Consider the following 25600-nt stretch of genomic DNA (forward strand, 5'->3'; position numbering starts at 1 on the left):
GGCGAGCGGCGGCGTCCGGCGGAGGCGACTCAGCCGCGGACGGCGCCGTGCAGGTACAGCAGGACGTCGCCGGTGCCGTCCACCTCGACCCGGTAGGCGGTCAGCGGAGACTCACCCGTGGTGGAGCATCCGGTGGCCAGCTCGAATCCGTTCAGGTGCAACGGGCACAGCACCTGCCGCTCGTCGAGCTGACCGTCGGCCAGTGGCCCGCCGCGGTGCGGGCACACCGCCGAGAGGGCGTACACCGACCCGGATCGGACGCGGAAGACGGCGATCTGCTGACCGTCGACCCCGAAGGCTCGGCCCTCGCCCACGGGAATCTGCTCCAGTGGGCCGAGGCGGTGCGGTGCCTCGTGCACTGCGAGCGGCCCCTCCTGCGCGTCCGGCGCGGCCGTGTCCGGGGCGCTCATCGGATCGGCACCTGCGGCAGCACCTGCAGCGGCAGGCCGGTGCGGAACTGACCGGGGGTGGCCGGGCGGTGGGCTTCGTGCCACGGATCGCGGTATGCGTCGATCGAGGACTGCATCCGGGTGTCGAGATCCGCGCCGATGCCCAGCGAGTCCTCGACGATCACCGCCTTGAGGTGGTCCAGGCCGACCCGGGGCACGAACGCGTACGTCCGTTCGAGCCACTTGGCGTGCTCCCGGTAGTACTGCATGAATCGCCCGGTGAGCCGTTCGGCGGTCTCCGGGTCGTCGACGGTGGCCAACAGGTCGCCCTTGCGGATGTGCGCCCCGGCCGCACCGCCGACGTAGATCTCCCACCGGCCACCGTCGATGGCGACGATCCCGACGTCCTTGACGTAGGACTCGGCGCAGTTGCGCGGGCAGCCGGACACTGCCATCTTGATCTTGGCCGGCGACTCCAGACCCTGGAACCGGCTCTCCAGCGCGATGCCCAGGTTGGTCGAGTCCCCGACGCCGAACCGGCAGAACTCCTGCCCGACACAGGTCTTCACGGTGCGGAAGCTCTTGCCGTAGGCGTATCCGGAGGGCATCTCCAGGTCGGCCCACACGGCCGGCAGGTCCTCCTTGCGCACGCCGAGCAGGTCGATGCGCTGGCCGCCGGTCAGCTTGACCATCGGCACCTGCCACTTCTCGGCGACGTCGGCGATGCGGCGCAGCTGGGCCGGGCTGGTCACCCCGCCCTTCATCTGCGGCACCACCGAGAAGGTGCCGTCCCGCTGGATGTTCGCGTGCACCCGGTCGTTGATGAACCGGGCGTCCCGCTCGTCGACGTACTCGTCGTTCCACATCATCTTGAGCAGCGAGCCGAGACCCATCTTGGACCTGGCGTCCTCCTGGCCGTCCGGGGCCAGCGCGGCGAAGACGGCCGAGACCGACCGGAGTCCCTGCTCCCGGATGGCCCTCATGAGGGCCGGCTTGTCCATCGGGATGCCCGGGACGTACCAGTGCACCGACGGGTCCTCCTGGACCCGGTCGCCGGCGGCCCACTCCACGATCTGCTTGACCATGAGCTTGCAGGACCCGCAGCCCTTCCCGGCCCGGGTCCTGTCCATGACGCCCTGCACCGACGTGCAGCCGCTCTCCACCGCGGAGCACAACTGGGCCTTGCTCACCCCGTTGCAGTTGCACACCTGGGCCTGCGGGTCGAGCTCCGCCGCACCGACCTCCGCGCTCGGCGCGCCCAGCTCGAACAGCATCGACAGCCGCTCCTGCGGCAGCGGCAGCCCCTGGTCGAACGCCTGCATCAGGAACGCGACCTTGGACGTGTCACCGAGCACCGTTGCTCCGACCAGCTTGTCGTCCCGGATGATGAGCGACTTGTAGACGCCTCGCTTGGGCTCGGCGAACAGCACCTGTTCGTCGGTGTCCCGCTCGGGCTCCTGCAGCCCCATCGCGGCCACCTCCATGCCGGCGACCTTGAGCTTGGTCGCGGTCCGGGAGCCGTGGTACGCCGCGGTGACGTCGGCGCCGGTGATCTGGTCGGCCAGCACGCCGGCCTGCTCCCACAGCGGTGCCACCAGGCCGTACACCTGACCGCGGTGCTGCACGCACTCGCCCACCGCGTACACATCGGGATCGTCGACGGTGCGCATGAAGTCGTCGACCACGATCGCCCGCTCCACGGTGAACCCGCTGGTCACCGCGAGCTCGACGTTGGGCCGGATCCCGGCGGCGATGACCACCATGTCGCAGGGCAGCGCCTCCCGGTCCTGCAGCGCGACCCCGGTGACCCGGCCGTCGCCGAGGATCCCAGTGGTCCGGGCCGACAGGTGCACACCGATGCCCAGTCGCTCGACGCCGGCCCGCAGGATGTCGGCGCCGGCCGCGCCCAGCTGCGCGTTCATCAGGTGGGCGCCGGCGTGCACCACGTCCACGGACAACCCGAAGCGCTGCAGCCCGCGAGCGGCCTCCAGGCCGAGCAGGCCACCACCGATGACCACCGCCCGGTGGTGGTGGTCATGCTCCGCGTACGCGATCATTCCGCGCGTGTCGTCGATGGTCCGGAAGGCGAAGACCCCGTCGGTGAGCGAGCCGTCCGGACGGGTCAGCCCGTCCATCCGGGGCATGAACGAGGAGCTGCCGGTCGCGATGATCAACTTGTCGTATCCGGCCTCGGCGACGTCGCCGGTGGCGGTGTGCACCGCAGTGACGATCTTCGCGAACCGGTCGACGCGAACGACGCGGTGCCCGGCGTGCAGGCTGATGTCGTTGTCCGCGTACCAGTCCAGCGTGTTCAGGTAGATGTCCTCGTCGGTCTCCTCGCCGGAGAGCACGTGCGAGAGCATGATCCGGTTGTAGTTGCCGTAGGGCTCGTCGCCGAACATCGTGACGGAGAACTGCTCCGCCCCACCGCGGGCCAGGATCTCCTCGACCGTCCGGGCACCGGCCATGCCGTTGCCGATGACCACCAGCCGGCTGCGCACCGGACCGTCCTCGGTGGCCGTCAGCGGCCGGTCCTGCAGCGCCGTCATCAGACCTCCACCAGGCCGAGATCGATCACCACGGTGCCAGTCAGCCCGGCGGGAGCGGCCAGGTGCAGTTCGACCGCCGTGCCACCCTCGAGGTCCTCGACGACCCGAAGCGGCACGTGTACGTCGGACCGGGCGCCGATCGGGAAGTACCGCATCGGCACGCCGTCGCGCACCAGCACCACCACGACGAGCTCGTCGGTGGTGTTGCCGCCGCGGAAGTACAGCGCCTGGCTCACCGAGCCGTCCGGCACCACGTAGGTCAGCTCACCCGACAGCGGCTGCGGTTTGTCGATCCCGGCGCCGGTGAACGGCAGGATCCCCTGCAGGAAACGGTTCCTGGTGTGCATCGAGTACTCCTGGTGTCGCGACGGTGGTCGGAGGGTCCGGGATGGGAGCGGCTGCCGGGTGCGGTGGGCAGGCCGGTCGGTGGGCTCCGGCTGCGGGAGCGGCCGGGCGAACAGGTGGACGTCGTCCGGGGCGCCGATGCGGCGGAGCCGGGCGGCACAGGCCTTGAACTCGGGCATCCGGGAGGACGGGTCCAGCCGCGGCTCGATCAGCGCGTTGGCGTTCGACGCACCGCCCCAATGGAACGGGACGAACACCGTGTCGGCCCGGATGGCGTCGGAGAGCTGGGCCCGGAACACCGAGGCGCCGCGCCGGGTGCGCACCTCCACCACGTCGTCGGCCCCGATGCCGGAGCGCCGCGCCAGGTCCGGGTGCAGCTGCACGGTCGGGTCGGGCACCATCGTGCCGCCGAGCCGGCGCGTCTGCGTGCCGCTCTGGTACTGGTTCAGCAGCCGGCCGGTGGTCAGGGTGACCGGGTACTCGGCATCCACCGCCTCGGCCGGCGGCCGGTACCGCACCGGCAGGAACCGGGCCCGGCCGTCGGGCGTGGCGAACCGCTCGGTGAACAGCCGGGGCGTGCCCGGGTGGCTCTCCGCCGGGCACGGCCAGAAGACGCCCTGCTCGGCGTCGATCCGCTCGTAGGTGATGCCGGCGTAGTCGGCGATCCCGCCGGCGCTGGCCCGGCGCAGCTCGTCGAACACGGTCCGCGGATCGTCCGAGAAGTACTCACCCCGACCCAGCCGCTCGGCCAGCCGGCACAGCATCTGCAGGTCGTCCAGCACCCCGTCCGGCGGCGGTAGCGCCTGACGCCGCCGGATCACCCGGCCCTCGAAGTTGGTCATGGTGCCGGACTCCTCGGCCCACTGGGCCGTCGGCAGCACGACGTCGGCGCGCTGCGCCGTCTCGGACAGGAACAGGTCGGAGACGACCAGGAAGTCCAACGCGGCCAGCCGGCGGGCCACCCGGTTGGCGTCCGGCGCGGACACCACGACGTTGGAGGCCAGCACGAACAGGGCCCGCACGCCCCCGTCGGTGCCGAGCCGATCGAGCATCTCGAACGCCGACACCCCGGGCATCGGCAGTTCGGCCGGGTCGATCCCCCACACCGCCGCGACGTGCGCGCGGGCGGCCGGATCGTCGAGCCGCCGGTAGCCGGGCAGCTGGTCGGACTTCTGCCCGTGCTCACGCCCGCCCTGCCCGTTGCCCTGGCCGGTGACGGTGGCGTACCCGGAGGCGAACCGACCGGGCAGCCCCAGGGCCAGGGCCAGGTTGATCCACGCCTGCGCGGTGTCGGTGCCGTTGCTGTGCTGCTCGGCCCCGCGCGCGGTCAGGACCATGGCGGACGGCGCCTCGGCGAGCATCCGCACCGTCCGACGCAGGTCGGCCACCGGGACGCCGGTGATCCGCTCCACCCGGTCCGGCCAGTACGGACGGGCGGCGTCCCGGGCTGCGGCGAAGCCGGTGGTACGCGCGGCCACGTAACGCTCGTCGACCAGCTTCTCGGCCACGGCCAGGTGCAGCAGCCCGTTGGCCAGCGCCAGGTCGGTGCCGGGTCGGGGCTGCAGGTGCAGGGCCGCCCCGGCCGCGGTGGACGTGCGCCGTGGGTCGATGACGATGTGCTGGGCGCCGGCGGCCCGGCCCTGGTCGAACCACTGCATGACCGGCGGCATGGTGTCGGCCGGGTTGGAGCCGACCAGCAGCACGACCCTCGCCTCCGCGATGTCCTGCACCGGGAACGGCATGCCGCGGTCGATGCCGAAGGCCCGGTTCGCGGCGGTCGCCGCGGACGACATGCAGAACCGGCCGTTGTAGTCGATGGCCGAGGTGCGCAGCGCGACCCGGGCGAACTTCCCCAGGGCGTAGGCCTTCTCGTTGGTGAGCCCGCCGCCGCCGAAGATGCCGACGGCATCCCGGCCGTACCGGTGCTGGGCGGTGGAGACGGCGGCGGCGATCGCGTCCAGCGCCTCGTCCCAGGTCGCGGGCCGGAACGCGCTGCTGCGGTCACCGGGCACGCTGCGCAGCAGCGGGGTGAGCAACCGGTCCGGGTGGTCGAGCAGTTCGGCGGCCGTCCATCCCTTGGCGCACAGCCCACCCCGGTTGGTCGGGAAGTGTTCCAGCGGCTCCAGCGTCGCCGGCCGGCCACCGGCCACCAGCGAGATGCCGCACTGCAGCGAGCAGTACGGGCAGTGCGTGGCGGTGCGCCGCCGGACCCCGGACGACGCCGTGGCCAGCTGCAGGTCGATCGTCATCCGTGTCCTCCCCTCGCTCCTCGGCACCGCCCGCCACATCGCCGGTCTCGGTGCCGTCGCCCCCGGATCGCCTGCCGGGCAACCGCTGTCGCCGGCGCGGCTCCGGTGGCGCCTCGGGGGCGGACCTGGGCCGGCCGACGGGATCCATGGTGGAGCTCGCGGCGCGACCGGAGGTGACGCCCGCGTTTCCCGTCTGTTCGGTTCTCCGCACATGGCGGTGGCGGCCCGTGTGAGGGTCCGGGCGGTCCTGGACGGGTGCGGCCACGTCACACGACGGACACGCCGCGGACATCCGCCGACCGGGGGGCGCCTGCATACTGGACGCCGCCCGCGCGGGTGAACCGCACGCCGCCGGGTGGAGGACGCTGCCGCCGCGGTCCTCGTCCGTCGCGCGGGTGTCGACCACTCGACGGACGCCTCGACCGGCCCCGATCTGCAGGAGTGCCCCATGTCGACCGAGCCGCTCCCGCCGCGCGCCACCGGTGCCCCGGATCAGGTCGGACCACTCAGCGGCTTCGCCGTCGCGGTCACCGCGGCCCGGCGCCGGGTGGAGTTCGGGACGGCGCTGGAGCGCAAGGGCGCCGAGGTGGTGTACGGCCCGGCCATCGAGATCCAGTCACTGGAGGACGACGACACGCTGCGGGCGGTCACCCAGGCCTGCATCGACGCCCCACCGGACATCGTGGTCGCGACCACCGGCATCGGCTTCCGCGGCTGGATCGACGCGGCGGACAGCTGGGGTCTCGGCGGCCCGCTGCTCGAGGCGCTGGGCCGGGCCCAGCTGTACGCGCGGGGCCCCAAGGTGGTCGGCGCCATGCACGCCGCCGGGCTGTTCGGCGAGTGGTCCCCGGCGTCCGAGTCGTCCTCGGAGGTGCTGGAGCGCCTGCTGACCACCGACCTGCAGGATCGCCGTCTGGTCATCCAGCTGCACGGCGAACCACTGCCGGACGTGGTCGACGCGCTGCGGGCGGCGGGCGCCGAGGTGGTGGAGGCCCAGGTCTACCGCTGGCTGCCGCATCCGGACGCGGCCCCGCTGGCCCGGGTCTGCCAGCTCACCGCCGCCCGGGAACTCGACTGCGTCACGTTCACCAGTGCCCCCGCCGCGGCCAGCTTCCTGCAGGCCAGCGAGCGGGACGGGTTCCTGCCGGAGGTGCTGGCCGCGTTGCAGGGCGAGGTGCTCGCGGCGGCGGTCGGCCCGGTCACCGCGGCGCCGCTGCAGCGCGCCGGGGTGCCGGTGCTGCACCCCGCCCGGTCCCGGCTCGGCGCGCTGGTCCGGGAGATCGCCGAGCAGGTGCCGGCGCGCCGCGCGCACCGGCTGGTGGCGGCTGGGCACCGGCTCGAGGTCCGCGGCCGGGCGGTGCTGGTGGACGGGGTGCTGGTCACACCGGGTCGCACCGGGATGGCGTTGCTGCGGCGGCTGACCGCGCATCCCGGCCAGGTGCTCACCCGGGCCGAACTCGGCGCCGGGCTGCCGGGCGGGGACGCCGACCCGCACGCCGTCGAGGTCAGCGTCGGCCGGCTGCGGTCCGCGCTCGGCGACCCCCGGATCGTGCAGACGGTGGTGAAGCGGGGCTACCGGCTGGCGTTCGAACCCGAGGCGGATGTGACCTGGCGGTACTGATCACCGGCTGCCCGCCGGTCCGCGGCCCGCACAGCAGGCACTAGCGTCGTTCCCCGGTCACGTCGTCGTGGCCGGACGTGCGCGGCGGTGCTTGCGGAGGGTCGATGAGGACAGCGGACGACGGTGCCGGGGCGGGCACGTTCGACCCGGAGCGCGACCGTCGCCGGGGTTGGGTGGCCACCGTGGTGGTCGGCTTCGGGGCGTTCGTGCTGGCGGCGAGCCAGCTCATGCCGGTCGCGCTCATCGCTCAGGTGGCCACCGACCTGGACGTCAGCGACGGGATCTCCGGCCTGATGATCGCGGTCCCGGCGGTCACCGCGGCACTGACGGCGTTCACCCTCACCGTGCCGTTGCAGCACGTGGACCGGCGGTGGCTGCTGGTCGGCTTCGCGGTGCTGTTCACCGTGTCGGACGCCATCGCCGCGGTCAGCCCGCACATCGCCGTGCTGCTCGCCGCGCGGGTGCTGCTCGGCGTCGCGCTGGGCGGGTTCTGGGCGATCGCGGCCAGCATGGCGCCCCGACTGGTGCCGACCCGGGACGTCGGCATGGCCACCGCGACCGTGTTCGGCGGCATCGCGCTGGCCACCGCGGTGGGCGTGCCGGCCGGGGCGTTCCTGGCCTCCTGGTCGAACTGGCGGGTGGCCATCGGGGTGATGGCGGCGCTCGGACTGCTCGCCGCGGTGCTGCAACTGGTGGCCGTGCCGTCGCTGCCCGAGCACCGGCTGCGGCCCCGGCCGCCGCTCGGCCAGGTGCTCCGGCGCCGCAGCCTGTGGACGGTGGCCGTGGTGTCGCTGCTGATGTTCACCGGCCAGTTCTCGGCCTACACCTATCTTCAGCCGACGTTGCGCGACGAGTTCGGCGTCGCTCCCGGCGACATCGGCGGCCTGCTGCTGGCGTTCGGGATCGGCGCGGTGATCGGCAACTTCACCGCCGGACCGCTGGCCCAGCGGTTCATCGGGCTGACCATCTGCGGAGTCTGCACGCTGTCGTTGCTCGGCATCCTGGCCCTGCGGCTGCCGTTGCCCGTCCCGGTGGCCCTCGGTGCCGCGCTGGTGGTGTGGGGCATGGGACTGGGGTCGACCGCGGCGGTGCTGTCGATCTGGAACATGCGGGTGTCCGGCGACCACCTGGAGGCGGGCGCCGCGGTGTTCATCGGCGTGACGCAGGGGTCGATCGCGCTCGGCGCCGCCATCGGTGGTCGCTGGGTGGACGGCTTCGGGACGCCCGCGGCCGCGTGGTTCGGCGCCGCGCTGTTCGCCGTGGCGCTGGGCCTGCTGGTCGCCGTGTGGTGGCCGCGACCGGGCCCGCGGGCCGACGCAGCACCGGCCGGCGTCAGTCCAGCCGGTCCCGCAGCTCGGGCACGGCCCAGCCGTCGGCCGTCCGGGTCAGCGTGACCACCTGCACCACCGCCGCCACCGGCAACGGCCCGTAGAGGTGTGGGAAGCCGCGCTCGGCCGAGGCGGCGCCCGACGGACCGGAGGCGCCCGGCGGACCCGCGGGCGCCTCGACGGCGACCCGCGCACCGACCGCGGCCGGGTCGATCGCCAGCAGCACCATCGGCTCGGTGACGTCCGCGTAGAACGACTCCAGTACCCACGGCACCTGGCTGGCGAAGCTGCAGTGCAGGAAGCCCTCCTGCTCCAGCGTGCGGCCGCGGGTCGAGACCCGCGACTCGCCGTCCCGTCGGGCCTGCGCCCAGTCGGCCTCGGTGGCGCAGTGGTACAGCAGCCGCCCGGCCGCGTTCGGGTCGACCTGCCCGTTCATCTCAGACCGCCAGCACCGTCGGCACGATCATCGGCCGGCGCCGGTAGACGTCGCCCACCCACCGACCGACGACCCGGCGGACGGCCTGGGCCACCCGGTGGGTGTCGGTGATGCCGTCGGCCTCGGTGCGGGCCAGTTCGGCCTCCACCAGCGGCACCACGGCGTCCAGCGCCTTGGGGTCGTCCGAGAACCCACGGCCCGCGATGGTCGGCGAGGCGACCGCCCGGCCGGTGTGCGAGTCGATGGCCACGGTGATGGCGATGAAGCCGCCCTCGCCGAGGATCAACCGGTCGGACAGGGTCGTCTCGTTCACGTCGCCGACGGCGTTGCCGTCCACGTAGACCATGCCGACCTCGATCTGACCGACCGCGCGGGCCTTGCCGTCGACCAGGTCGACCACGGTCCCGTTCGGCGCCAGCACCACCCGGTCGGCCGGCACCCCGGTGGCCACGGCCAGCTTGGCCTGCGCCCGCAGGTGCCGCCACTCGCCGTGCACCGGGATGACGTTGCGCGGGCGCACCGCGTTGTAGAGGAACAGCAGCTCGCCGGCCGAGGCGTGCCCGGACACATGGACTTTCGCGGTCTGCTGGTGGATCACGGTGACGCCGACCCGGGACAGCTCGTTGATCACGGTGAACACGCTGGTCTCGTTGCCCGGGATCATCGAGGACGCCAGGATCACCGTGTCGCCCTGCTCGAGGTTCACCGAGCGGTGCTCGCCACGCGACATCCGGGACAGCGCCGACAGCGGTTCCCCCTGCGAGCCGGTCGAGATCAGCAGCACCTGGTTCGGCGGCAGCTCGAGCACCTTGTCCAGCGAGCGGACCAGGCCGTCCGGCACGGTGAGCAGGCCGAGCTCCTGCGCGATCTGCATGTTGCGCACCATCGACCGGCCGACGAACGCCACCTTGCGGCCGTGCGCGTGGGCGGCGTCCAGCATCTGCTGCACCCGGTGCACGTGCGAGGCGAAGGACGCCACGATGACGCGCTGGGTGGCCTTGCCGATGTACGACTCGAGCACCGGCCCGATGTCCCGCTCGGGCGCCACGAACCCCGGCACCTCGGCGTTGGTGGAGTCGACGCAGAACAGGTCGACCCCCTCCTGGCCCAGCTGCGCGAAGCCGCCGAGGTCGGTGAGCCGGCCGTCCAGCGGCAGCTGGTCGAGCTTGATGTCGCCGGTGTGCAGGACGGTGCCGGCCTGGGTGCGGATGCCCACGGCCAGCGCGTCCGGGATGGAGTGGTTCACCGCGAAGAACTGCAGGTCCCACGGGCCGGTGCGGAGCCGCTCGCCCTCGGTGACCACCCGCAGGTTGGGCTTGATCCGGTGCTCCTTGCACTTGGCCGCGATCAGCGCCAGCGAGAACCGGGCGCCCAGCACCGGCAGGTCCGAGCGCTGCCGCAGCAGCCAGGGCAGGGCGCCGATGTGGTCCTCGTGGCCGTGCGTGATCACGACCGCGTCGATGTCGTCGAGCCGGTCCTCGACCAGGCGCAGGTCGGGCAGGATCAGGTCGACGCCAGGCTGGCCGTCCTCGGGGAACAGCACCCCGCAGTCCACGATGAGCAGTCGACCGTCGATCTCGTAGACGGTCATGTTGCGGCCGATCTCGCCGATGCCGCCCAGCGCGACCACCCGCAGCGCGCCCGGCCGCAGCCGCGGCGGGGTGCCCAGGGTGACCGGCCGGGCCTCGGCGGACCGGTCGCGGTCGCGGTCGTTGCGGCCCCCGCGCTGGCCGTCGCGCTGCTGGTCCGAGCGGCGTCCATCCTGACGTCCGGAACTCATCGGGCGACCCCCTCTCCGACCGCGAAGGGCGCGATCTCCTCGAGATCGGCGGCGATGAGCGCGGTCTGCTCGGACGTGGCCGGCACCTGCGGCAGCCGCGGATCACCCACGCCGAACCCGGCCAGCCGCAGCGCGGCCTTGGCGAACACCAGCCCGGCGCCGCCGCCACAGCGGGTCATCGCCCGGTGCGCCGGCATCAGGTCCTCGTGCAGCCGGCGGGCGGTGGCGAAGTCGCCCCGCTCGGCCGCGTCGACCATGGCCCGGATCTGCGGGCCAACCACGTGGGACAGGATGCTGACCACACCCACCCCACCGATGCTCATCCAGGGCAGCGTCAGCGGATCATCGCCGGAGTAGTAGGCCAGGTCGGTCTGCGAGATGACCTGCGAGCCCTGGTAGAGGTCGCCCTTGGCGTCCTTCACCGCGGTGATGCGGGGATGCTCGGCCAGCCGGATCAACGTCTCCGGGTGGATGGCCACCACCGACCGCGGCGGGATGTCGTACAGCATGATCGGCAGGTCGGTGGCGTCGGCGACCGCCGCGAAGTGGGCGAGCAGACCCTCCTGCTGCGGCCGCGAGTAGTACGGCGTGACGACCAGGGCGCCGTGCGCGCCGGCCGCCGCGGCGGTGCGGGCCAACCGGATCGAGTGTGCGGTGTCGTAGGTGCCGACCCCGGCGACGATGGTCGCCCGGTCCCCCACCGCCTCGAGCACGGCCCGCAGGACCCGCTCCTTCTCGTCGTCGGTGGTGGTGGGCGACTCGCCCGTGGTGCCGTTGATCACGAGACCGTCGTTGCCCTGGTCGACCAGCCGCTCGGCCAGCGGGCCCACTGCGTCCAGGTCCAGTTCACCGGAGGCGGTGAACGGGGTGACCATCGCGGCGAGCACCGTCCCGAAGGGTCGTCCCTCCCGGCCGGTCGGGCCGGCGATGAGCGTCGTCATGGGACGGAAACTTACCGTCCGGGGCCGACACTCCTCACCCGCCGCGGCCGGGCCGGTCCGTCACATGCCCCGCTCCATGGCCCGCAGCGCGTCCATCACCCCCGGATCGCCGGACAGCTCGACGTGGCAGGCGTCCCGCCCGGACAGCCACAGCAGCACCTCGCCGGGCTCTCCGGCGATGGTGGCCGCCGGGGTGCCGTCCTTGAGCCGGACGGTCTCGGTCGACCCGCTCCCGGTCACCAGCTCGGCGACGACGCCTCCCGGGACCCGACGGACCAGCCGGCGGGCGATCGGGCTGCGCAGCATCCGCACCAGCTCGGCGGTGCGCGTGGCGTCCAGCCGCCGCGGCTGCCAACCCGGGGCGCCCCGACGCAGGTCCTCGTGGTGGATGAAGTACTCGCCGCCGTTGGCCAGCGCGTCGATCCTGGCGCTGATGCCGAACACGCTCCACCGCGGCGGACCCGACCGCACCAGCTGCACCTGCTGGGACCAGGGCCGGCCGGCGTACCCCGCGCCGACCCGGCGCGACCACCCGGACAGCACCGGCAGCGTGGCCAGCGCACCCGGGACGGCATCGGGGCGACGCTCCCGGATCAGCAGGTGCACCAACAGGTCCTGGGCCTGCCAGCCCTCGTCGAGGGTCGGATGATCGGGTCCGACCTCGTCGAACAGGTCGGCCAGATCGGCCCGCTCGCGCTGCGCCAGAGTCATGCGACCGGAGTGTAGGCCGACGGCGACCACCGGCACCGGAACCGAGTGGTGGCTGCTCAGTGCTTGCTGCTCTTCTCGGCGTGCGCCCCGGTGATCGACCGGACCTCCATCTCCGCCCACTTCGCCTGGTTCCACTCCTTGCTGGTGACGGTGCCGAGCCAGGCGAAGAAGAAGCCCAACGGGATGGACACCAGACCGGGGTTGTCCAGCGGGAACCAGGAGAAGTCGACGGACGGATCGCTGAACAGCGACGGCGACTTCCCGGTGGCCGGGTTCACCGGCTTGCCGGAGACGTTGGGCGAGAACAACAGCAGGATCAGCGCGGAGGCCAGCCCGCCGTAGATGCCCCAGGTGGCACCGCGGGTGTTGAACCGCTTCCAGAACAGCGACAGCAGGATGGCCGGGAGGTTCGCCGAGGCGGCGATGGCGAAGGCCAGCGCGACCAGGAAGGCCACGTTCAGACCCTGGGCCGGGATGGCCAGGGCGATGGCCACCGCCCCGATGACGACCGCCGCGATGCGACCGACCCGGACCTCCTGCGCCCCGGTGGCCCGGCCCTTGCGGATGACGTTGGCGTACAGGTCGTGCGCCAGCGAGGCCGACGAGGCCAGGGTGAGGCCGGCCACCACGGCCAGGATGGTGGCGAACGCGACGGCGGCGATGACCGAGAGCATCACCGCGCCCAGGGTCGTTCCCTGACCGCCGAGCGCCTCGGCCAGTTGCGGCGCGGCCGTGTTGCCCGCCGCGTTGCGGGAGGTGATCTCGTCCTGCGAGAGCAGTGCCGCCGCACCGAACCCGATGACCAGGGTCATCAGGTAGAAGATGCCGATGATGCCGATGGCCCAGTTCACCGACTTCCGCGCGGTCCGTGAGTCCGGCACCGTGTAGAAGCGGATCAGGATGTGCGGCAGCCCGGCGGTACCGAGCACCAGGGCCAGCCCGAGCGAGATGAAGTCGAGCTTGGAGAACAGCGTGGTCGCGGCGTCCGCGGTCTCCTTGCCGTAGTACAGGCCCGGTTCCAGGAAGCCCTCCTTGCCGGAGTTGGCCGCGGCCGATCCCAGCAGTTCGGAGAGGTTGAAGCCGTACTTTGCCAGCACCCACACCGTCATGACGGCGGCGCCGCCCATCAGCAGCACGGCCTTGACGATCTGCACCCAGGTGGTGCCCTTCATGCCGCCGAAGACCACGTAGATGATCATCAGCGCACCCACCCCGCCGATCACCAGGTTCTTGGCCGTGGTGTCGGTGATGCCCAGCAGCAGCGCGACGAGCGTTCCGGCGCCGACCATCTGGGCGAGCAGGTAGAAGATCGAGACGACCACCGTGGAGATGGACGCGGCGGTGCGCACCGGGGCCTGCCGCATCCGGAACGACAGCACGTCGGCCATCGTGTACTTGCCGGTGTTGCGCATCAGCTCGGCGACCAGCAGCAGCGCCACCAGCCAGGCGACCAGGAAGCCGATCGAGTACAGGAACCCGTCGTAGCCGTACAGCGCGATGGTTCCGGCGATCCCCAGGAACGACGCGGCCGACATGTAGTCGCCGCCGATGGCCAGACCGTTCTGGAAGCCGCTGAACGACCGGCCGCCGGCGTAGTAGTCGGCGGCGGTGCGGGTCTGCCGGCTGGCCCAGATGGTGATGCCGATGGTCACCGCCACGAACGCCGCGAACAGGGTGATGGTCAGCGTGCGGTGCGAGGTGTCCGGTTCCGGCGCCGCCAGCACCGACGAGTGCAGGGCCGGGCTCAGAGTCGCCAGCACGGTCGCGCTCATGCCCGGCCTCCCTGGGCGGGACCCACGGTGGTGCCCTCGATCTCGTGGCGCATCCGGGTGGCGGGTGGATCCAGTCGCCGGTCGGCGTACCGGGAGTAGGCCAGCGCGATGCCGAACGTCGACACGAACTGCAGCAGACCGAAGATCAGGCCGACGTTCACGGTGCCGAAGACCTGCGCGTCCATGAAGGGCCGCGCGTAGGCCGCCATGATCACGTACAGCAGGTACCAGCTCAGGAACGCGATGGTGGTGGGCAGGATGAACCGGTGCAGGGCCCGGCGCAGCCGGCCGAACTCCTCGCTGGCCTGCCAGGCCATCCAGTCGGGGTCGGGTCCCGGCGGATCCACGGTGTGCCGGTCAGCATCCGGATCACGATCCTGGTCCCGGCGCGGTCCAGTGGCCACGGTGCCCTCCTCGTCGACGGCGGACCGCAGCGTCGCTCGGGGCCTGGACATCCGCCGGTCCGACGCACCGCGGTGTGACGCAGCACACGGTACGTCCGGCGCCGATCAACGGCATCCGGATCCGGCTGCGAACCCGACCGGCGTGTCGCGCTCCGGCGTGTCCGGGGCCGGCCGGGTCAGCCCTCGCCGACCAGCGGGGACGCCGCCACCTCGGTGCCGTCGGGCAGGGTGCTGATGCGGAAGTCGGCGAAGACGTTCGGCGCAAGCTCCTGCAGCTGCCGCAGCACCGCCAGGGCGAGCGTGCGGATCTCCACGTCCGCGGCCTCGGTGGCCCGCATGCCGATGAAATGCCGCCAGGCGCGGTAGTTCCCGGTGACCACGATGTCGGTGGCGGTGGCCGCGGGCAGCACCGCCCGGGCCAGCTGGCGGGCCTGCTTGCGGGCCAGGGTGCCGTCCGGCGCCTCCCGGGCGCGGTCCTCCAGCGCCGTCAACAGCCGCGTGTGGGCGTCCCGGGCGGCCGCCACGGCCGACGAGAACACCTCGTGCAGCTCGGGGTCCGCGGCGATCTCGGCCGGCTCGGCCACCTCCGGCCCGTCCGGCGCGGTGTAGCGCTGCGAGAGCTGCGAGTAGGAGAAGTGCCGGTGCCGGACCAGCTCGTGGGTCACCGACCGACTCAACCCGGTGCACCAGAAGGTCGCCGACGAGTGCTCCAGGACGGCCAGGTGACCCACCTGCAGGATGTGGTCGAGATAGCCGGCGTTCGTCGCGGTGGCCGGCACGGTCCTGGCCCAGGAGCGGTAGCAGGCCCGGCCCGCGAACTCGGCGAGCGCCTGGCCGCCGTCCGCATCCGTGGTGAACGGCACCTCGGGCGGCGGGGTGAATTCGGTCCGGCCGATCAGGTGCACCCGCATGCCGGCGGGTGCGGTGGTCGTTCCCGGCCCGGCAGGCAGATCCGTTCGCTCCGACACGGCCCGACACTCTCACACGGTGGCCGGCTTCCCGGGTCGACGCCCGGGATCCCCCGCCGCCGCACCCCGAGCGGACTGCGGGTGACCATGACACCACTTCCAGGGTTGTCTGACACCACCGGTGGTGTCACGCTGGTCGCCATGGACCTCACCCCGTACGTCAACGACCTGCGCAACGACCTGCTGGCCACCGCCGCGGTCGGGACCGAGGAGGTGCGCCGCACCGCTGCGGTGCTGGCCACCTCGGTCGAGTCGGCCGCCCGGCTGGCGATCATGCACGCCCTGTCCGACCTGGCCGCCGAGATCACCGGCCGGCTGCCGGAGGGCTCCGTCGACCTGCGCCTGGACGGCCGCGAGGTCCGGGTCACGGTGTCCGGCCTGCCCACTGCGGGCACCGGTGACGCCGCCGGTCACACCTCGGCGTCCGCCACGGCCACCTCCTGGGCGCAGCGGTTCGGCTGGACCAAGTCCGGCCCGGCCGGCGGGGGCACCCACGTCGGGGGTACCACCGCCGCCGACGGCACCGCGGCGACCGACGCCGGGGACCCGGACGGACACCTGAGCACCCCGGAGGAGCTGCGCCGGGCCGTGCAGGACGCCGGCGGCGAGCTGTCCCGGACCACCGTCCGGCTGTTCAACGAGCTCAAGAGCCAGGCGGAGCGGGCCGCGGCCGACCAGGGCGTCTCGCTGAACACCTACATCTCCCGCGCGGTGTCCGACTCGGTCCGCTCGTCGGTGCCGGGCCGGCGCCCCGATCGGCCCGACGGCGCCCAGGGCAACACCGTCACCGGCCACGTGCACAGCTGAGGAGCCGCGACATGAAGACCTTCCTGACCCCCGATCCCGTCGTCGTCGAGGTGCGCAACGCCGCGGGCACCGTGGTGGTCGACCTGACCGGCGACCACGACCATGTTCATGACACGGGCCCCGTCACCGCCACCGTGGAGGTGACCGGCGGCGCCGCGTTCGGTGTCGTCGACGAACTGCTGCGCTCGTTCCTGCCCGGCGCCGGGACCTCCGGACCGGGTACTGCCGACGGCGAGAGCCCGGAGGACCGGGCGCGGATCGAGCTGCGGGAGGCACGGGCGGGCGGCGACCGCCCGGTGCTGCTGGTCGACACCGACCCGGCCCGGACCGGATGGCGGTCGGCGTTCACCGTGCGGATCACTGCGCCGCCCGGCTCGGACGTGCGCGGGCAGAGCCAGTCCGCCGACGTCACCGTCCGCGGACGCGCCGGCCGGCTGGAACTGCGGACCGCGTCCGGAGCGGTACGGGTCGACGAGGCGACCGGGGCGGCGGTGGTCCAGACGGCCTCCGGGCGCATCCACCTGGACGGCGTCGCCGGGCCGGTGGACGCCCGCTCCGCCTCCGGTGACATCGACATCGCCGCGCCCGGGCCGGAGGTGCCGGTCGTCGTGGTCGAGGCAGGTCCGGATCCCGCGACCGCGGGCAACGGCGGATCGGACGGCGGATCGGACGGCGGATCGAACGGTGCCAGAGGCGCGGTGTCCGCCCAGTCCACCTCCGGGGCGGTGACGGTGCGCGGTGCGGCCGGACGGGTCACCGCGCGCAGCGTCTCCGGCGAGGTGCGGCTGCTCGACCTTCAGGACGGCAGCGCCGAGGCGGTGTCGGTGTCCGGCAACGTCGAGGTGACCCTGCTGCCCGGCGTGCACGCCGAGGTCGACCTGAACTCGACGTCCGGGACGGCGGCGAGCGAGTTCCCGGTGCACGACGCCTCCGAGCACGAGGACCGGGCAGGCACCGACCGTTCCGGGGCTGATCCCGTGGTGCTCAGCGTCCGAGCCAGCAGCGCCTCCGGCTCCGTCCGGCTGCGGCCGGCCTGAGCAGATCAGGACGTCTCACCCGAGCGGGACGGCGACCCCGCCGCGGCGCGGATCCGCGGCGGGGCCGTCGGCGGCCACCACCGCCACCCCACCGAAGAACGGGCGCGACTGCGCCCACCGCACCACCGGGTGGCCCGCGGCCCGCAGCGCGACCTCGACCTCGGGCTCGAAACCCGGTTCGAGGTGCACGGTCTCGTCGAGCACCGCCAGGCGCGGCGCGGCCACCGCGGCGGCGGCACCGCGGCCCTGCACCAGCACCCCGGCCAGCACCTGCAGCAGGGACGACCGGATCCGGCTGCCACCGGCCGCGCCGCCGACCAGCACCGCCCGACCGTCGTCGTCGGTGACGACCAGCGGCACCATCATCGACGGCATCCGCTCCCCGGGCGCGGCCGTGCGACGGAGCAACTCGCCCTCGCCGAGCATCGAGTTGCCGTGTACCCCGTCGGACCAGACGCCCGAGCCGAGGCCGAGCGAGTGCGTGACGACACAGGCGCTGCCGTCCGCGTCCACGGCGACCAGGCTGGTGGTCTCCGAGCGCGCGGTCGGGGCGCGCAGTGCCTCGACCAGCGCGAGGACCCGGGCCGCACCGCCGGCGCGGACCGCCTCGACGTCGAGCGCGACCGCGGTGGCGCCGAAGGCGTCCAGATCGTCGCCCCGGACCCGGATCCATCGTCCGGCGAACGGCACCCGCTCCGCGGGCAGGTCCCGCACCCGGTAGGCCTGCAGATCGGCGGTGCTCAGCGCGCCGCCGTCGACCCGGACCGCGTCGACCAGGCGGCGTCCGTACGGTCCCTCGGTCCACAGGGCCGGCCCCTCGTGCAGGTACGCGTCCAGGGTGGCAGCCAGCCCCTCGTGGTGCAGCAGTTCCCCGGCCCGCAGGTGTCGCGGCAGCCCGTCCGGCCCGGTGCGGGAGTAGGCGGTGACGCCGGCCCCCACCACCATCGCCGCCGCCACGTCGGGGAGCAGCTCGGCGTGCTGCTCCGGGAACGGGCTGCCGAGCTCGGCGAGATCACGTGCCGGACGGACGATGTCGCTCCACTCGAGCCGACCGAAGCGGCCGTGCAGCTCCGCCACTCCCTGCGGGGTGCCGGGCACGGCCACGCTCGGCCCGCCGATCGCGTACGGCACAGCGACGCCGCCGAAGCGCACGTCGATGGTGCGCGCCGGTGCGGGTACGGTCCCGTCCAGACCGGGGACGGCGACGAAGAAGTCGAGGCAGTGCACCTCGCCGGTGCGCCCGTCCAGGACGGTCGCGAAACCACCGCCACCGAGTCCGGTGAACAGCGTCTCGGCCACGCAGCCGGCCAGCACCATGGCCGCGGCGGCGTCGGCGGCGTTGCCGCCGGCCAGCAGCACCTGCCGACCGACCTCGGCGGTGGCGGGGTGCCCGGCCGCGACCGCGGGTGCCAGAGTCGTCATCGCCGCGCCCCCGGGGTCGGGGCGTCGATCGGGCCCCGGGACGGGCGCCACGACCACGCCGGCCGCGGTGCGGTCGGTCCGGGTGCGGTCATCGGCGGTCCAGAGGCTGAGGATCGGGCGGGATGCGACGAGGTCGGGCGAGCCGGTCGCCGCGGATGACCCGCGCTCCGACCCGACGCCCTGCGAGGGTAGCCGGCAGGACCGGCCGCCCTGCGCAGCGCGACGCGCCCGGCCGGTCCGGATCCCGTCCGGCGCACGGACGCCGGCACCGGACGCCGGACGGAACGCCGGACGCCCCGGCCACCCGACCCTGCAGGGGCCGGGCGACCGGGGCGTCCGGTCACGCAGGAGGGACCGGTCGGTCCCCGCTCCTGGTCGATCGGATCGGTCAGATCGTCAGCACCGCGGCCACGGCCAGCAGGACCGCGATCGCGAGCATGCCGCCGACGGTCCGGACCAGCGCGCGGTCGGCGCGGTCCATCTCGACGACGTCGGTCTTCACGGCGGTGATCAGGGTGTTCGTCATTCGGTTCGACTCCTCGTGCCTGCAGGACGGCCATGCTTCCTTGCTCAGGCCCTTGGGTACCCGTGGGGCACCGATGGAGAGACGTCGGGTGACTCGTCAGGGTGTCTCGCTGTGACCGACCTCACGGATTCAAGCAGAACCGAACATTTTCCAACGACATGTTCGAACACAGCCCCATCAGTCCCGGTCCCCGCCCCTGCGGTCGAGCCGGCCGACGGCGGCTCGCACCGGCCCGGCGACGTTGCCGGCGTCCCGGACCTCGATCTCGTCGAGTTCCAGCCATCGCGCCAGCTCGGCCAGCCGGCCGGCGGCCGCCTCGGCCACCTCCGATCCGCCGTCCCCCGGACCCGACCCCGGTTCGTACCACGACGCCTGGACCAGCAGCCGGCCCGCGGCCCGGTCGGCCTTGAGGTCGAACCGGCCGGCCAGGTGGTCACCGACCAGCAACGGCAGCACGTAATAGCCGAAGATCCGCTTGGGCGCGGGCGTGTAGATCTCGATGCGGTACCGGAATCCGAAGATCCGCTCGGTCCGCTCGCGGTACCAGACCAGCGGATCGAACGGGCTGACCAGGGCCACGCCGGAGACCCGGCGCGGGATCCGGGCGGCGGTGTCCAGGTACGCCGGCGCCGGCCAGCCGGTGACGACGACCGGTTGCACCGCCCCGTCCTCGACCAGGTCGGCCACCGCCCGCTTGGTGTCGGCCACGCTCATCCGGAAGTAGTCGGCCAGGTCGCCGACGGTGGCGACGCCCAGCGACCGGGCCGCGATCCGGACCAGCTCCCGCTGCGCGTCGGCCGGTTCCGGCGTCGGCGCGGCCAGCACGTGCGCCGGCAGGATCGCCTCGATGAGGTCGTACCGCCGTTCGAAGGCGACCCGGTCGGCGGCGCCGATGACGCCCAGGCTGAACAGCGCCTCACAGGCCCGTTTGGTGGCCGACCACTCCCACCAGCCGGCCTCGCCGCGGGGGTGCACCTCAAGCTCGCGCTCGATCTCGCCGGCGGAACTGGGACCACGCTCGCGGAGCACCGCGAGCACGTCGTCGAGCAGGCCGGGCAGCTGCTCCTGCACCCGGCGGGCGTTGGCGGCGCTCCAGTGTCGTCGTGGCCAGCGCAGCAGCGGATGCAGGTCGACCGGGACGAGTGACGCCTCGTGCGCCCAGGTCTCGACCAGCCAGCGCGGGGACGACCGGCGACGGCCGGTGCCGCTGTTCGGCGGGACGGCGGCCGACGGCCAGGCTCCGGCCTCCAGCCGGTCCACCCGGTACGCCCCGAGCCGGGAGAAGACCGGCAGCCGGTGCGCCCGGGCCAGCACGTTCACCGAATCCAGCTGCACCACGCCGAGCCGCTCCACCACCCGGCGGACGGCAGCCGCCGACGGCCCGTCCGGGTGCGCGGCAACGGGCTCGGCGGCCAGCTGTTGCGCCGCGACGGCGATCCGACGGGCCTGGGCGGCACTCAGCGTCCGGGGGGCCCGGACGATGCGGGCACTGCCGCTCGTGCTGGCCGACGCCTGCGCCGGACGTGCTCCGACTTGCATCCCGCGTGAGTCCACCGTCACTCCCCGATGGTGACAGCTGCCCCCCGACGCCGGGCCCAGCCCGACCTCGACCCCACGTGTCGCACCCGACCCCGGAGCGCCGGGCGCTCGTTCGTGGAACACTGAGTCACCACTGATCAGCGCATGGTGATCAACTTCCGACTCGCTGTGCCGGGCGAGCCGTCACGTCGATGACGGGAGGCACCACTCGTGTTCCAGGTCACTGTCAGTTACGGCTTCCCGGTCGACCCGTCCGCCTTCGACCGGTACTACGAGGACGTCCACCTGCCGCTGGCGACCACGATCCCGAACGTCCGGTCCCTGGTGGCGTCGCGTTGCGAGTCCTGGGGCGGCGCGGAAGCGCAGGCGTACTTCCAGGTGACGCTGACCTTCGACTCGCGCGAGGCCGCCCAGCAGGCGTTCCAGTCCGACCAGGGTCAGGCGGCCACGGCCGACATCCCACAGCTGGCCACCGGCGGGTTCACGGTGACCGCGGCGACCGTCGAGCCGACGCTGACGATCCCCACCGCGGCACCGGAACCGGACGACGCCGGCCTGCCCACGCAGCCGGTCGACCGGGACGTCCCGGCCCGGACCGAGCAAGCCGGCTGAACCCGGGCCGGCTCCGCGGCCGCCCCCACGCGGTGGTCGCGCGACCGAGACGGTCGCGCGATCACCACCGGGTCACTGGGCGGGTCACTGGGGCGGGCTGACCTCGTAGGTGCCCTCGTCGTCGAGCACCTCGATCCGCACGCTGCGCAGGGTGCCCTCCTCACGCAGATCGCACTGGAACACGTCGCCGGCGCGCACCTCGCGCCCCTGCGGGCAGCTCACGTCGGTGATGCCGGTCAGGCCGTACCCGGCCGGGGTGGCCTGGGTCAGCACGCGTTCCACGCCGTCGGCGACCTGATCGGCGTCGAAGGTCGTCTTGGCCAGCCACCCCGGCCAGACGAACAGGGCCAGCGCGACCAGGGCGAGGACGACGACGCCGGCCACGATGCCGGCGATCAGGCCGGTCGGCGTCTTCTTCCCGCTCTGGGCGCCGGGCTGGGTCGCGTACGCGGCCGGCGGCTGGCCGTACTGGCCGGGCTGGCCGTAGCCAGGCTGCTGCCCGTACCCAGCGGGCTGACCGTACCCGGGCTGCTGGCCGGGCTGGCCGTACTGCCCCGCGTAGGTCGGCGACTGCTCTGCGGGCTGCCCGTAGCCGGACGGGTACTGCTGGCCGGGCTGGGTTCCGTACTGGCCGTACCCCTGCTGCCCGTACGGCGCCTGGTACTGGCCGTACTGCTGACCCGGCTGCTGGCCGGACTCGGCCGGCGACTGGGTGTTCCACGACGCCGTCGACTGCTGGCCGCCGTACTCCCCGCCCGGTTGGCCGCTCCAGCCGCCCTGGCCGTACCCGGACGGCTGGCCGTACTGGGTCGGCTGGTCGTACTGGGTCGGCTGGTCAGGCTGGCCGTACTGCGCGGGCTGGCCGTACTGGCCGGCCTGACCCGGCTGCTGGCCGTACTGCGTGGGCTGGTCGTACGGGGCGGGCTGCCCGTACCCGCCCGGCTGACCGTACTGGGGCGGTTGCCCGCCCTCGCCCGGCTGGCCGTACGACGACTGACCGCCGGACGGGCCCGCCCAGCCACCGGTCGACGTGGGCTCGGACGCCGGTGCACCGGTGCCCGTGTCCTTGGTCAGATCGGGGGTCAGATCGGGCCGGGACTTCTGCGGCGCGTCGCGGCCGTCCTCCGGGCTTCCACTGCCGTACGGCGTGCTCATCGCCTGCCTCCTGTCGGGCCGGCCACCCACCGACCACTTCGCGCCTGGATCAAATCACGCCGCCCGGCCGCTGCGCGGCACCCGGTCGGGGTCGCCGGGTCACCGATCTGCCCTGATCACCCGGCGCCGAGCGCGACCACGCCGCGGCGCAGCGCCCGCACCCCGTTCCGGGCGGCGGCCGCCACCGGGTCCGACGCCACACCACCGAGCTGGTCCAGCAGGTCGATGACCTGCCGGCACCACCGCACGAAATCGCCGGCCGACAGCTCGGTCCCTCCGGCCACCGCGGCGGTCAGCGCCTCGGCCAGACTGCCGCCCCGGGCCCACGCCGACACCGCGCCGACGAACCCGGCGTCCGGCTCACGGGTGACCCGCAGACCCAGTTCGGTCTCCCGGCCCGTGATCTCGGCCCAGGTCCGCACCGTCTGCGACACCGCGTCGCCGACCGGTCCGGCCGCCGGAGCCCGGCTCGGACCCCCTTCCCGCCGGCCCTCGTACACCAGCACCGACACCACGGCGGCGAGCTCTGCGCCGGTCAACGACGACCACGTCCCGCGGCGCAGGCACTCGGCCACCACCAGGTCGCTCTCCGACCAGATCCGGGCCAGCATCGCACCGGCCGGCGTGAGCTCATCGCCCTGCACGTAGCCGCGCTCCTGCAGCAGGGTCAGGATCCGCTCCAACGCCTGCCCGAGCGACCCCCGGGCTCCCTCCACCCGGCGCTGCAGCGCGTCGGTCTCAGTGCGCAACCGGGACCACCGGCGCGCCCACTGCACGTGCTGGTCCCGGTCGGCGCAGCCGTGCACCGGATGGGCCCGCACCGTCCGGCGCAGCATGGCCAGGTCGGCCTCGCCGGGTCCCTCGACGGCGGCCGGCCGGTCCCGGTCGCGGTCGGCGCGGGACGGCAGCCCGATGCCGGACGACGCCAACGCGGACGCCAGGTCGCGGCGCACCTTGGCCGAGCGGTGGTCGGTGAACCTGCCCAGCTTGAGCCGGCCCAGGGCCGGCACCGGTCCGCGGAAGTCCTGCGCGGACAGCCGGCCGGCCCAGCGACCGGACGTCGCCACCAACGGCCGAGCCTGCCCGTCGGCGTCCACACCCGGGTCCAGCACCACGGCCAAGCCGGAACGCCGACCGGCCGGAACGGCGATGACGTCGCCACGGCGCAGCTGGGCCAGGTCGCGTGCGGTGGTCTCCCGCCGTCGCGCGGAACCGGCCCGGGCCAGCGCCTTCTCCGTCGCACTGATCTCGTCGAGCAGTCCCAGGTACTCACCGGTGTCACCCAGGTGGCACTGCATCCTCTGGGCGTACTGCGCGACGGACTCGGCGTTGCGGCGGGCCTGCCGGGCCAGCCCGACGACCGCCGCGTCCGCCTGGAACTGGGCGAACGACTGCTCGAGCAGCTCCTTGGCTGCGGACCGTCCGAGCCGGTGCACCAGGTTGACGGCCATGTTGTAGCTGGGCCGGAACGAGGACCGCAGCGGGTAGGTGCGTTTGGAGGCCAGACCGCCGACGGTGCGCGGGTCCACCCCGGGCGACCAGAGCACCACCGCGTGGCCCTCGACGTCGATGCCGCGCCGCCCGGCCCGGCCGGTCAGCTGGGTGTACTCCCCCGGGGTCAGATCGACGTGACCCTCGCCGTTGAACTTGACCAGCTTCTCCAGCACCACGGTGCGGGCCGGCATGTTGATGCCCAGGGCCAGCGTCTCGGTCGCGAAGACCGCCTTGACCAGCCCGGCGACGAACAGCTCCTCCACCGTCTCCTTGAACGCGGGCAGCATGCCGGCGTGGTGCGCGGCGATGCCGCGCTCGAGCCCCTCGCGCCACTCCCAGTAGCCCAGTACGCCGAGGTCGGCCTCGGGCAGTTCGGCGGTCCGCCGATCGACGATCTGCCGGATCAGCTCGCGTTCGTGCTCGGTGGTCAACCGCATCCCGGACCGTACGCACTGCGCGACGGCCGCGTCGCACCCGGCCCGGGAGAAGATGAAGGTGATGGCGGGCAGCAACCCGTTGCCGTCCAGCCGTTCGATCACCTCGACACGGCTGGGCGGGCGCCACCGCGGCCCCCCGCGGAATTCCGAGCGTCCTCGGCCGGGTGATCCGGCCCTGGCCTGCGGACCGCCCCGCCGCCCGCCGCCGAACCGGTCGGCCAGCGACTCGGCGTCGGCGACCGCCCGGGTCAGCGCCGGGTCGACCCGGGCGTGCCGCTCGCCGCCCTCCTCCGGACCGGCGGAGAACAGGTCGTACAGCCGCCGGCCCACCAGCATGTGCTGCCACAACGGCACCGGCCGGATCTCGTCCACCACCACCGCGGTGTGCCCGCGTACCTCCTGCAGCCAGGAGCCGAACTCCTCGGCGTTGGAGACGGTGGCCGACAGGCCGACCAGCTGCACCTCGCTGGGCAGATGCAGGATGACCTCCTCCCACACCGCCCCGCGGAACTTGTCGGCCAGGTAGTGGATCTCGTCCATCACCACGGCGGTCAGCCCGGCCAGGTCCGCCGAGCCCGCGTACAGCATGTTGCGCAGCACCTCGGTGGTCATCACCACCACCGGCGCGTGCGAGTTGATCGATGTGTCCCCGGTCAGCAGCCCGACCCGGTCCGGCCCGTACTGGGCGACCAGGTCGGCGTACTTCTGGTTGGACAGCGCCTTGATGGGCGTCGTGTAGAAGCACTTGCCGCCCTCGGTGAGCGCGCGGTGCACGGCGAACTCGCCGACGACGGTCTTGCCGGCACCGGTCGGGGCACACACCAGCACGCCCAGCCCGTCCTCCAGCGCGCGGCAGCCGTCGATCTGGAACTGGTCCAGCCGGAACGGCCGGGTCGCCGCGAACTCGTGCATCGCGGGGTACTCCGCCCGCTGCCGCGACCGGGCGTACCGCTCGGCGGGTGACAGTGCGGCCGACTCCTCGCCGTCACGCGGGCCGTCCTCGTCCGGCAGGGATCCGGGCAGCCGCCCGGAACGTCGGGCCATCCGCGGACCGTCGGGATCCGCCGCCGATGAAGCC

At 73.4% G+C, this 25600-nt stretch carries 20 protein-coding genes; 5 read left to right on the forward strand and 15 right to left on the reverse strand.

The genetic code is table 11. The annotated features are described in order from the left end of the window. Positions 1-29 precede the first annotated feature (29 nt). From JL106_RS05545 to JL106_RS05555, 3 genes are read right to left on the reverse strand one after another with little or no spacing between them, the layout of a single operon-like run. Complete coding sequence (locus JL106_RS05545; RefSeq protein ID WP_205259713.1) at positions 30-410, reverse strand: Rieske (2Fe-2S) protein; 381 nt, start codon at positions 408-410, stop codon at positions 30-32. Continuing rightward, on the reverse strand, positions 407-2938 hold the full coding sequence (gene nirB, locus JL106_RS05550) for a nitrite reductase large subunit NirB (protein ID WP_205259714.1): 2532 nt from the start codon (positions 2936-2938) through the stop codon (positions 407-409). Before nirB ends, JL106_RS05545 begins: the two co-directional genes overlap by 4 nt. Further along, positions 2938-5532 (reverse strand): molybdopterin oxidoreductase family protein, encoded by a 2595-nt coding sequence (locus JL106_RS05555; protein ID WP_205259715.1) that lies wholly within the window; start codon positions 5530-5532, stop codon positions 2938-2940. The genes nirB and JL106_RS05555 overlap by 1 nt, the downstream gene beginning before the upstream one ends. A 448-nt stretch (positions 5533-5980) precedes the next feature. Between JL106_RS05555 and JL106_RS05560 the strand changes: the two genes are divergently transcribed. Together JL106_RS05560 and JL106_RS05565 are read left to right on the forward strand one after the other, a co-directional pair. Then, a complete protein-coding gene (locus JL106_RS05560) occupies positions 5981-7153 on the forward strand; it encodes a uroporphyrinogen-III synthase (RefSeq protein WP_205259716.1) in 1173 nt (390 codons plus the stop codon). Between the two features lie 104 nt (positions 7154-7257). Further along, entirely contained in the window at positions 7258-8547 is a 1290-nt protein-coding gene (locus tag JL106_RS05565; protein ID WP_205259717.1) for an MFS transporter, read from the forward strand. On the opposite strand, the gene JL106_RS05570 is transcribed toward JL106_RS05565, so the two are convergent. From JL106_RS05570 to thyX, 7 genes are all read right to left on the reverse strand, one after another. Further along, positions 8486-8917 (reverse strand): DUF952 domain-containing protein, encoded by a 432-nt coding sequence (locus tag JL106_RS05570; protein WP_205259718.1) that lies wholly within the window; start codon positions 8915-8917, stop codon positions 8486-8488. The genes JL106_RS05565 and JL106_RS05570 overlap by 62 nt on opposite strands. Position 8918: 1 nt before the next feature. Continuing rightward, positions 8919-10697, reverse strand: coding sequence for a ribonuclease J (locus JL106_RS05575; RefSeq protein ID WP_205259719.1), 1779 nt, complete (start codon positions 10695-10697; stop codon positions 8919-8921). Beyond that, on the reverse strand, positions 10694-11638 hold the full coding sequence (gene dapA / locus JL106_RS05580; RefSeq protein WP_205259720.1) for a 4-hydroxy-tetrahydrodipicolinate synthase: 945 nt from the start codon (positions 11636-11638) through the stop codon (positions 10694-10696). The genes JL106_RS05575 and dapA overlap by 4 nt, the downstream gene beginning before the upstream one ends. 60 nt (positions 11639-11698) lie before the next feature. Continuing rightward, positions 11699-12349: a TIGR03085 family metal-binding protein gene (locus tag JL106_RS05585; RefSeq protein WP_205259721.1), complete on the reverse strand. Its 651-nt coding sequence runs from the start codon at positions 12347-12349 to the stop codon at positions 11699-11701. Positions 12350-12405: 56 nt separating this feature from the next. After that, positions 12406-14121: a solute symporter family protein gene (locus JL106_RS05590; protein ID WP_205259722.1), complete on the reverse strand. Its 1716-nt coding sequence runs from the start codon at positions 14119-14121 to the stop codon at positions 12406-12408. Next, a complete protein-coding gene (locus JL106_RS05595) occupies positions 14118-14438 on the reverse strand; it encodes a DUF485 domain-containing protein (RefSeq protein ID WP_407940109.1) in 321 nt (106 codons plus the stop codon). The genes JL106_RS05590 and JL106_RS05595 overlap by 4 nt, the downstream gene beginning before the upstream one ends. A 263-nt stretch (positions 14439-14701) precedes the next feature. Further along, positions 14702-15436, reverse strand: a complete 735-nt coding sequence (gene thyX / locus JL106_RS05600) for an FAD-dependent thymidylate synthase (RefSeq protein WP_205259724.1) — start codon at positions 15434-15436, stop codon at positions 14702-14704. 162 nt (positions 15437-15598) lie between these two features. Between thyX and JL106_RS05605 the strand changes: the two genes are divergently transcribed. Together JL106_RS05605 and JL106_RS05610 are read left to right on the forward strand one after the other, a co-directional pair. Then, positions 15599-16300, forward strand: a complete 702-nt coding sequence (locus tag JL106_RS05605) for a toxin-antitoxin system HicB family antitoxin (RefSeq protein ID WP_236006897.1) — start codon at positions 15599-15601, stop codon at positions 16298-16300. Positions 16301-16311: 11 nt separating this feature from the next. Next, positions 16312-17337, forward strand: a complete 1026-nt coding sequence (locus JL106_RS05610; RefSeq protein ID WP_205259725.1) for a DUF4097 family beta strand repeat-containing protein — start codon at positions 16312-16314, stop codon at positions 17335-17337. A gap of 15 nt (positions 17338-17352) precedes the next feature. Here the strand turns inward: JL106_RS05610 and JL106_RS05615 are convergent, their stop codons facing one another. The 3 genes from JL106_RS05615 to JL106_RS05625 form a co-directional block, all read right to left on the reverse strand. Beyond that, positions 17353-18759 carry a gamma-glutamyltransferase gene (locus tag JL106_RS05615; protein ID WP_205259726.1) on the reverse strand — a complete coding sequence of 469 codons (1407 nt, stop codon included), beginning with the start codon at positions 18757-18759 and terminating at the stop codon, positions 17353-17355. Positions 18760-19147: 388 nt separating this feature from the next. Then, on the reverse strand, positions 19148-19285 hold the full coding sequence (locus tag JL106_RS05620; protein ID WP_205259727.1) for a hypothetical protein: 138 nt from the start codon (positions 19283-19285) through the stop codon (positions 19148-19150). 177 nt (positions 19286-19462) lie between these two features. After that, entirely contained in the window at positions 19463-20824 is a 1362-nt protein-coding gene (locus JL106_RS05625) for a winged helix-turn-helix domain-containing protein (protein ID WP_205259728.1), read from the reverse strand. 210 nt (positions 20825-21034) lie between these two features. Here JL106_RS05625 and JL106_RS05630 point away from each other — a divergent pair, with 210 nt between their 5' ends. After that, positions 21035-21436 (forward strand): EthD family reductase, encoded by a 402-nt coding sequence (locus JL106_RS05630; protein WP_205259729.1) that lies wholly within the window; start codon positions 21035-21037, stop codon positions 21434-21436. An 84-nt stretch (positions 21437-21520) separates the two neighbouring features. Here the strand turns inward: JL106_RS05630 and JL106_RS21540 are convergent, their stop codons facing one another. Next, entirely contained in the window at positions 21521-22591 is a 1071-nt protein-coding gene (locus tag JL106_RS21540; RefSeq protein ID WP_205259730.1) for a DUF4333 domain-containing protein, read from the reverse strand. A gap of 116 nt (positions 22592-22707) precedes the next feature. Beyond that, entirely contained in the window at positions 22708-25566 is a 2859-nt protein-coding gene (locus JL106_RS05640) for a DEAD/DEAH box helicase (protein ID WP_205259731.1), read from the reverse strand. Between the last annotated feature and the right edge of the window lie 34 nt (positions 25567-25600).

It is taken from the genome of Nakamurella leprariae, from assembly GCF_016918035.1.
Classification (GTDB): Bacteria; Actinomycetota; Actinomycetes; order Mycobacteriales; family Nakamurellaceae; genus Nakamurella; species Nakamurella leprariae.

Coding starts and splice junctions, on each gene's coding strand:
- JL106_RS05585 (WP_205259721.1), bottom strand. CDS start 12,349: ATGACTCTGGCGCAGCGCGAGCGGGCCGATCTGGCCGACCTGTTCGAC.
- JL106_RS05545 (WP_205259713.1), bottom strand. CDS start 410: ATGAGCGCCCCGGACACGGCCGCGCCGGACGCGCAGGAGGGGCCGCTC.
- JL106_RS05640 (WP_205259731.1), bottom strand. CDS start 25,566: ATGGCCCGACGTTCCGGGCGGCTGCCCGGATCCCTGCCGGACGAGGAC.
- JL106_RS05610 (WP_205259725.1), top strand. CDS start 16,312: ATGAAGACCTTCCTGACCCCCGATCCCGTCGTCGTCGAGGTGCGCAAC.
- JL106_RS05565 (WP_205259717.1), top strand. CDS start 7,258: ATGAGGACAGCGGACGACGGTGCCGGGGCGGGCACGTTCGACCCGGAG.
- thyX (WP_205259724.1), bottom strand. CDS start 15,436: ATGCGGGTGCACCTGATCGGCCGGACCGAATTCACCCCGCCGCCCGAG.
- JL106_RS05615 (WP_205259726.1), bottom strand. CDS start 18,759: ATGACGACTCTGGCACCCGCGGTCGCGGCCGGGCACCCCGCCACCGCC.
- JL106_RS05575 (WP_205259719.1), bottom strand. CDS start 10,697: ATGAGTTCCGGACGTCAGGATGGACGCCGCTCGGACCAGCAGCGCGAC.
- JL106_RS05625 (WP_205259728.1), bottom strand. CDS start 20,824: ATGCAAGTCGGAGCACGTCCGGCGCAGGCGTCGGCCAGCACGAGCGGC.
- JL106_RS05620 (WP_205259727.1), bottom strand. CDS start 19,285: ATGACGAACACCCTGATCACCGCCGTGAAGACCGACGTCGTCGAGATG.
- JL106_RS05555 (WP_205259715.1), bottom strand. CDS start 5,532: ATGACGATCGACCTGCAGCTGGCCACGGCGTCGTCCGGGGTCCGGCGG.
- nirB (WP_205259714.1), bottom strand. CDS start 2,938: ATGACGGCGCTGCAGGACCGGCCGCTGACGGCCACCGAGGACGGTCCG.
- JL106_RS05570 (WP_205259718.1), bottom strand. CDS start 8,917: ATGAACGGGCAGGTCGACCCGAACGCGGCCGGGCGGCTGCTGTACCAC.
- JL106_RS21540 (WP_205259730.1), bottom strand. CDS start 22,591: ATGAGCACGCCGTACGGCAGTGGAAGCCCGGAGGACGGCCGCGACGCG.
- JL106_RS05560 (WP_205259716.1), top strand. CDS start 5,981: ATGTCGACCGAGCCGCTCCCGCCGCGCGCCACCGGTGCCCCGGATCAG.
- JL106_RS05590 (WP_205259722.1), bottom strand. CDS start 14,121: ATGAGCGCGACCGTGCTGGCGACTCTGAGCCCGGCCCTGCACTCGTCG.
- JL106_RS05595 (WP_407940109.1), bottom strand. CDS start 14,438: ATGGCCTGGCAGGCCAGCGAGGAGTTCGGCCGGCTGCGCCGGGCCCTG.
- dapA (WP_205259720.1), bottom strand. CDS start 11,638: ATGACGACGCTCATCGCCGGCCCGACCGGCCGGGAGGGACGACCCTTC.